Here is a 7,518-nt window from a genome sequence, read left to right as displayed (position 1 = left end):
GACTTGGCGGACGGCGCCACACTGAGCCCCCCGCCCTGCTGAACGTATTCAATGTCGACCCCCAGCGGCAAGGGCGCGGCATTGGCTTCGAGCCACTTGATCACCTCGGCATCGGGCACCACGCCGGCCGCCGCGGGCCCGGCACGCAAACTGCCGTGCGAGAGCACCAACACCACATCGGCCTTGCCGTCCATGACCTTGATGGCGGCCTGCCAGGCGGGGAAATCGCCCAGCGTGTGGGTGACCGCCACACTGTGCGGCGCCCAGTTGAAAGCCTCGACCTGCCTGAGTTGACCCTGGCTGGTGGGGCCGGCATCGCCCAGCACCGCCACGCGTACGGGCTGGCCCTTTTTGACGTGCTGCAGCAAGTCTCGCATGGCGGCGAGCGGCAGGCGCTCGGCGACACCGGTGACGTTGGCTGCGCCCACGTACCCGTACTCTGCGGGCTCATGGTCTATGGCGGCGAACACCACCCTGGGACGGCCCTGYCCGGCGAAGCGGCGCATCACGTATTGCTGGGCTTCGTCGTCTACCGCAATCACCAGGTCGGGGTTGAACTGCTCAATGGCGCGCAGGCCTTCCTTTGCGGCGTCCTGGCGGTGGTCTTCATCGGGAAGGCGGTCTATGCCCAGGTAATGCCAGCGAACAGTCAAGGGCTGCCTGTTTTTGTCCAGGACATGGCGTATGCCTTCGTCCATCTTGCCGACGGTGGTGGAGTTGCGGTCCGAGCTGTGCAGCACCAGCACCCGCGGCTTGGACAGGTTGAACATGCCCAGCAGCAGCAGCGCGACGAGAAGGGCCGCGCCCGTCAGGACAGCGAGGGTTCCGTTTTTCATACCAGGCCCAGCCATTCCCAGTAAGGGATCGAGAGATAGGCCGCCAGCAGGCGCGCCAGGTTCATCCAGTGGTTATAGCGCAGGAAATCGGTGTGTTTGTAGTAGCGGTCCAGCCCGCTTCCCATGACCTGCAGGTACTGTGAGCTTTGGTAGGGTATGAACCAGATGTCGCTGAACATGGCGGTCAGGAAGACCACGACCCAGGGGTTGATGAACTGCGCCTGCCCGATCGGCAGAAGGATGACCGCAGCCACGATCATGCCGGCGGTGATGGGCAGCACCAGGCGCAGCAGCAGCGTGACCACCAGCGCGACCGGGATGAACCAGACCATTTTTCCGCCGACGAAATCAAACATGTTGCCCGCGGAATGGGCCAGTGCGGTGTCCAGCCCCAGGTAGCTGATGGCGCGGCTCAGGCCGTCGAGGCTGAGCAGAAAGAAAATCATCGGCCAGTCGATCTTCTRCTGGAAGTCTTTCTTGCTCAGCAAGCCCATGAGCAGCAGGCCCACCAGCAAAAAGGCCGCCAGCCAGGCGGGAGAAATCTGGTGCCAGCCGGCGGTGCCGGCGCCCACCAGGAAGAACAGGAAACCGGTGAGTGCGGCTTTTTCGGGCCGGGTGACGTCGCCCAGCAGGGCCAGCTGTCGCTCGAGCCTTTCCTTGGGCAAAGCGGCCTGGGCCGTGCGCCCAAAACACAGGCGCACCACCACCAGGTGCGCGGCCGTGACGGTGAGCGCAGCCACGCCGGCCGCGACAAACCAGAACAGGCCCTGGAACTGGTCCTGCAGTTRCACGGGCAGCATGCCGAAAGCCGTCAGGTTGGACGACTTGCTGGTCAGCAGCATCGGCGAGAACAGCATGGCACCGGAAAACGTGGCGGCCATCAGGGCCGTGGCGGACTTGCTGTGCGCCGGCAGGTTGAGGCCTTCGATCATGTCGCGGTAAAACGGAAGCACCAGCGACAACCGCGCATTGCCCGAGGGCATGATGGGCGACAGCAGGTAACCCGACAGCAGCAGCGCCGCCTGGTGCCAGAACGGCGTGTCGGGCAGGCGTATCAGCAACCACAACATGAAGCGGTAGCTCAGGCCCGAAGCGGAAATCACCGCGGCCAGCGCATACACGCCCACTAGCGTGGTGAGCGTTCTTGACGAGAAACCGGCCAGCGCGACTTCGTAGGGCACAAGACCGACGATCAGCACCGCGGCGATGGCCACCAGTGGCGGCACGAACTCGTCGGCCAGGTTGAACAGCCACATCAGCACCGTGGCCGACAGGATGGCCAGGAACAACGAGGCCTCCACCACCAGCCCAGCCGAGCCGGAGAGGAAATAAATCGCGGGCGGCACCAGCACCACGCCCAGCCAGCCCACCAGCTCGCGCCGGGAAATGGGTTTGGCCGGTTTTTTGGCGGCAGGCTTGCCGGGGGCCGGCGCAAGAAAGGATTCGCCGCCCACATAACCCATCAGCGTCAGCCAGGCCTTGTTGCGCAAGGCGGGCGATTTCGCAGCCAGCTCGGCCAGGGCGTCGCGGGGGACCTGCACCGCCCTGACCGGCGTGGCTGCCGTGACGCTGCACAGGTAGCTGGCCGTATCGCAGGCGGCCTCTTCACCGCAGCGCATGCCCGGCAGCGCGACGGTACGGCCGCCAGGCGTGGTCAGCTGCAGCTCACCGGTTTCGATCACGTACAGAAATTCGGCCGGCGCGCCTTTTTCGTACAGCGTGTCGCCGGCGGCGAATTCCAGCGTGTGCAGGCTGCCGAGCAGGCGTGCAAGCTGGCTACCGGAAAGGTCGGTGAAAAGCGCGTCGCCACGCAAAAGCGCCAGGATGTCGGCGTCGGGGATGACACCAGGAATGACGGAGGAAACAGGCATGGATTCCCGGACCTACAGTGAGGTGACGGTAAGAATCCGCAGGGGCGTCGGCATGGAACCTCCTCCTTTAGCTATTGTATTGATAGCTGCTTGCGCCCGGCTTGATTGGCCTGCAGCTGTTTTCTGCCATTAAATCACCGTTTTCCCGAAAACGGCCGCCGGAAAACCCTAGGAGGCCACTGCGCCGTGGCCACTCGATACGACAGGAAGACCTGCGAGCTTCTTCAGGCCTCAAAAGTCCCCGCTGCCGCCGCTGGCCAGGCTTTCGAACTTGGTGATGCGGTTCAGGAACGCCAGTTTGACTGTGCCGGTGGGGCCGTTACGCTGCTTGCTGATGATGACCTCGGCGACGCCCGGCTCCTTGCAGGCCTCTTTGGTGTAGTACTCGTCACGGTAGATGAACATGATGATGTCGGCGTCCTGCTCGATGGCGCCGGACTCGCGCAGGTCGCTCATCATGGGGCGTTTGTCGGTGCGGGATTCCACGCCGCGGCTGAGCTGCGACAGCGCGATCACGGGGCACTGCAGCTCTTTGGCCAGCATCTTCAGGCCGCGTGAGATTTCGCCGACGGCGGTGGCGCGGTTCTCGTCTGCCATGCCGCCGGATACGCTCATGAGCTGCAAATAGTCGACCACAATCAGGCCGAGCTTGCCGCACTGGCGTGCCAGGCGGCGGGCGTTGGCACGCAGCTCACTCACAGTGAGGCCGGGGGTTTCGTCGATGTGCAACGAAACCGTGCGCAGCTTTTCAATGGCTTCGGTCAGGCGCGGCCATTCTTCGTCCGTCAGGGCGCCGGTGCGCAGATGGGTCTGGTCGATGCGGCCAATGGAGCCCACGATACGCACGGCAAGCTGCGAGGCGCCCATTTCCATGGAGAACACGGCAACGGGCAGACCTTCGAGCAAGGCGACGTTTTCGGCAATGTTGATGGCCAGTGCGGTTTTGCCCATGGAGGGGCGCGCCGCCAGGATCACCAGGTCACCGGCCTGGAAGCCGGACGTCATGCGGTCCAGGTCGTAGAAGCCCGTGGGCACGCCGGTGACGTCCTGCGGATTCTCGGCCATCTCGGTGACGCGATCGAGCAGGCTCACGACCAGCGTGTCCATGCTCTGGAAGCCTTCTTTCATGCGCGAGCCCTGCTCGCCGATCTTGAAGATCTTCTGTTCGGCCTCGTCGAGGATGGTGGCGACGTCTTTCCCCTGCGGGTTGAAGGCATTGGTGGAAATCTCGTCCGAGGCGGACACCAGTTTGCGCAGGATGGAGCGCTCGCGCACGATCTCCGCGTAGCGGCGGATGTTGGACGCGCTGGGAACGTATTGCGCAAGGGAATTGAGGTAGCTCAGGCCCCCTACTTCGTCGGCCTTGCCCTGGTTCTGCAGGTGCTCGTAGACCGTGATGATGTCGGCCGGTTTGGAGGCGTTGATCAGGGCGCCTACGGCGGCATAGATCAGCTTGTGTTCGGAGCGGTAGAAGTCCTGGTCGGTCAGCAGGTCGCCCACACGGTCCCACGCGCCGTTGTCGAGCAGCAGGCCGCCCAGCACGCTGGATTCACCCTCGATGGAGTGCGGCGGAATGCGCAGCTGGGCGATCTGGCGGTCAGGGCTGTAGCCGGGATCGTCATAGGTGGAAAGTACGGCGGACATGGGTTTCCTTGGGAGAGGGTGAATGGTACGCCGGGAGCGTAAAACCTCACGGGATAAGGTTGTGGATAACCGGGGGAAATCGGGTGGAAATACACCGTGAGCTTGTGTACAGCCGCTTGATCCGGCCGGCCATGAAAAAAGCCGCTCGGCGAGCGGCTTTTTTTCGGGAAGGGAGAAAACGCTTAAGCGGTTTCGCCGTACACGGTGACGGTGATGTCCACTGCCACGTCGGTGTGCAGGGCAACGGTCACGGCGTGGTCGCCAACAATCTTCAGCGGACCGTTAGGCATGCGGATTTGCGACTTCAGCACAGGGAAGCCCTGCTTGGTCAGCTCGGCCGAGATGTCATGGTTGGTGACGGAGCCGAACAGGCGGCCGTCAACACCGGCTTTTTGCGTGAGCTTGACGGTGGTGCCGCCGAGCTTTGCGCCCTGGGCCTGCATTTCGGCCAGCTTGGCAGCTGCAGCTTTTTCGAGTTCGGCGCGCTTGGCTTCGAATTCGGCCTTGTTGGCTTCCGTGGCGCGGCGTGCGCGGCCCGAAGGGATCAGGAAGTTGCGTGCATAGCCGTCTTTGACCTTGACGATTTCGCCGAGGTTACCGAGGTTCACGACTTTGTCGAGCAGAATAATTTGCATGGTCGTGCTCCTTACAGGCTACGGTGCTGGTCGCTGTAAGGCAGCATCGCGAGGAAGCGAGCGCGCTTGACGGCGGTGTTGATCTGGCGCTGGAAAATCGCGCGCGTGCCGGTCAGGCGTGCGGGGATGATTTTTCCGTTTTCGGCTACGAAATCGCGCAGGGTGTCGATGTCTTTGTAGTCGATTTCTTCAACGCCAGCGGCTGTGAAGCGGCAAAAACGCTTGCGCTTGAACAGCAGGGATTGGGTATTGCGCTTGGGGCGCTTGTCTTTGTTGAAACGTTTTGGTCCGGGCATGATGGACTCCTTAAATGGGGTTCGGTACTTGCTCTACCTTGTGCAGAGCCTGGATATGAAAAACAACACCTTTGCTGGTGCGCGCATTGATCAGAAAACCGGTGAACCTGAAGGGTTTGCCTAGCGGGGATTTGGCTGATTGCTCAGCCAGCGCTCCGAAAGCAACCGCCCTTACCGTCAACTTGACCTGTCTGGTGACTCCGGCTTCGACGATTTCGGACTCGTGTTCGAGGACGAAATTGGCGGCGGGGATTCCAGCGGGCGTGTAGCGAAGAGGACTTGCCTCGGCGATACAGGCGGTCAGTTCAACGTGGTTCACTGCGGGCTCTTGCTCAAAAGCAGATGCGCAGCAGCGAGGCGTTCAACAGCATGGTGGCTATTAAGCCGCATACTCCTGCTGTTGGGCCTTACGGGCTTCTTCCCTCTCGACGTTGCGCATCATGAGGGACGGGCCGGTTTCGGCTTTCTTCTTCACCACGGTCAGGTGGCGCAGCACGGCATCGTTGAACTTGAACGCGTGTTCGATTTCTTCCATCACGGCCTGGCTGGCTTCGATGTTGATGCAGAGGTAGTGGGCTTTGGCCAGTTTCTGGATCAGGTACACCAGCTGGCGGCGGCCCCAATCTTCGACACGGTGCACTTTGCCACCGCCGGCGGTGATCATGCCCTTGTAACGTTCCAGCATGGCTGGGACTTGCTCGCTTTGATCCGGGTGGATCAGCAAGACGATCTCATAGTGACGCATAAACTCTCCTTGTGGTTGATTGAAGYTGCCCCAGCGTCGTTAAGGGTGCAGCAAGGCGAAGCCCATGATTATAGCCTGAAGACTTGTTCGGATGCCAGTTTGGCCTGGCCATCCATCTAGAAACCCAGGAAATCGCAGCTTTTGGGGTAGTTTCCCCCTGCTTCAAAGCGCTGGMACCAGCGCCGGACACAGCCGGGTAGAACCCACGCGATGATCCATGCAATGAAGCTCTTTGGCTGATTGTTACTGCGTGTTAATCTCCCGCCAGATCCGGATGCGCTGGACTACAACCCTCCCGCACCCGCCTACCTACGCCGTCGACATGCAACTGCTTCACGCGCCAGCAAGCCTTTCAGGGCGGCATGCGACCTATGCGGTCTGGCTGGTATACGGCCTCCTGCTGCTCTGCCTTGGCCTGATTTTCAAGCCCTTTTTCCCTCTGGAAAGAGGATGGCTGGGTCATGACTACTCGCTGATGTTGCCCAACTGGCTGGATGGGCACATCTGGTTTTCCACGAACGGATTGAGCACCCCATGGTTTACACCGTCATTCTGTGCCGGTCAGCCCTTTTTTCCTGATCCACAGTCCGCTTTTTATTCGTTTCCACAGTTACTGGCCATATTGGCCGGGCCGATCAACGCCGCATATCTGTTGCTGTGCCTGAGCGCGAGCCTGATGTTCTGGGGCGGTTATCTGCTGGCGCGCAAGGTCTTTTTAACCGGCCCCCTGGCGGCAGTATTGGTGGGCGGCTTGCTGATGTTCAACGGGTTTCTTCCACATCGGATCATCATCGGGCATGTCGGCTTCCATGGGCTTGCCCTGGTGCCCTGGCTGGCTTTACTGCTCCTGCTGCCTATCCGCTCGCGACTCGATCAGGCCGGGATATCAGTGCTGGCGGGGGTTGTGCTTGCCTATTGGGTGCATTCCGGCCTCAGCACTCTGATGCTCGCAGGGGGCCTCGCTGTTTTCGTGATCGGTCTGCTGCATTGCATGGCCGGCGGCGACCTCCGGCAGTTCATGGCGAGGGGATTGATCGCCTGCATCGTCGGCTTGGCGCTTTCGGCGTCCAAGCTGATGGCAACCTTTTCCTTTCTTGCCCTTTTTCCTCGTACTTTTTATCCGCTGCCGGGCGCACCTTCATGGCATGAAGCGGCAGGAATGACCGTCGCAGCACTTTTTCTGGAGTCCCAGCAGGCCTACCAGATCGGCAAGGCTTCCATGACCAACCTGCAGGCCACGCAATCGCCGCACGAGTGGGCCTTCAACTTCGGGATGGCGAGCGCCGTTTTGCTGGTTTGCCTTATGGTTGACAGGAYTCGCCGAGCAACAACGGCATTTCGGCTTCCGGGCTGGCGTCAATTTCTGTTGGGCTCTGCCTTGCTGCTGAGCCTGGCCGTGCCGCTGGCACTTAACTACTTTGATCCGCGGTGGAATGCCTTCCTGAAAACGCTGCCCATCGTCAACTCAGCCAGCACGCTGGTACGCTGGCT

At 61.5% G+C, this 7,518-nt stretch carries 8 protein-coding genes; 1 reads left to right on the top strand and 7 read right to left on the bottom strand.

Annotation, left to right across the window (positions count from 1 at the left end; translation table 11 throughout):
• The 7 genes from AC1D1X_RS11220 to rpsF form a co-directional block, all read right to left on the bottom strand.
• Nucleotides 1-836, bottom strand: an 836-nt coding sequence (locus AC1D1X_RS11220; RefSeq protein ID WP_477698287.1) for an ABC transporter substrate-binding protein, incomplete at its 3' end; no start/stop codon positions are given.
• On the bottom strand, nucleotides 833-2,707 hold the full coding sequence (locus AC1D1X_RS11215; RefSeq protein WP_477698286.1) for an SLC13 family permease: 1,875 nt from the start codon (nucleotides 2,705-2,707) through the stop codon (nucleotides 833-835). The genes AC1D1X_RS11215 and AC1D1X_RS11220, both read right to left, overlap by 4 nt.
• A gap of 231 nt (nucleotides 2,708-2,938) precedes the next feature.
• The gene (gene dnaB / locus AC1D1X_RS11210; RefSeq protein WP_457278782.1) at nucleotides 2,939-4,351 is read right to left on the bottom strand and encodes a replicative DNA helicase; all 1,413 of its coding nucleotides are present in this window, start codon (nucleotides 4,349-4,351) and stop codon (nucleotides 2,939-2,941) included.
• A gap of 182 nt (nucleotides 4,352-4,533) precedes the next feature.
• Entirely contained in the window at nucleotides 4,534-4,986 is a 453-nt protein-coding gene (gene rplI / locus AC1D1X_RS11205) for a 50S ribosomal protein L9 (protein ID WP_457278783.1), read from the bottom strand.
• An 11-nt stretch (nucleotides 4,987-4,997) separates the two neighbouring features.
• Nucleotides 4,998-5,282, bottom strand: a complete 285-nt coding sequence (rpsR, locus tag AC1D1X_RS11200; protein WP_077592883.1) for a 30S ribosomal protein S18 — start codon at nucleotides 5,280-5,282, stop codon at nucleotides 4,998-5,000.
• Nucleotides 5,283-5,292: 10 nt separating this feature from the next.
• Nucleotides 5,293-5,601 carry a primosomal replication protein N gene (priB, locus tag AC1D1X_RS11195; RefSeq protein WP_477649539.1) on the bottom strand — a complete coding sequence of 103 codons (309 nt, stop codon included), beginning with the start codon at nucleotides 5,599-5,601 and terminating at the stop codon, nucleotides 5,293-5,295.
• 60 nt (nucleotides 5,602-5,661) lie between these two features.
• Entirely contained in the window at nucleotides 5,662-6,027 is a 366-nt protein-coding gene (gene rpsF / locus AC1D1X_RS11190) for a 30S ribosomal protein S6 (RefSeq protein WP_007871089.1), read from the bottom strand.
• 322 nt (nucleotides 6,028-6,349) lie between these two features.
• Here rpsF and AC1D1X_RS11185 point away from each other — a divergent pair.
• Nucleotides 6,350-7,518 (top strand): hypothetical protein (locus AC1D1X_RS11185; RefSeq protein ID WP_477698285.1); only part of this gene is annotated, 1,169 nt, incomplete at its 3' end.

Source organism: Polaromonas sp. P1_G4, from assembly GCF_056405475.1.
Note: the sequence above shows the minus strand (reverse complement) of the source record. Positions and strands in the feature narration are given on the sequence as shown.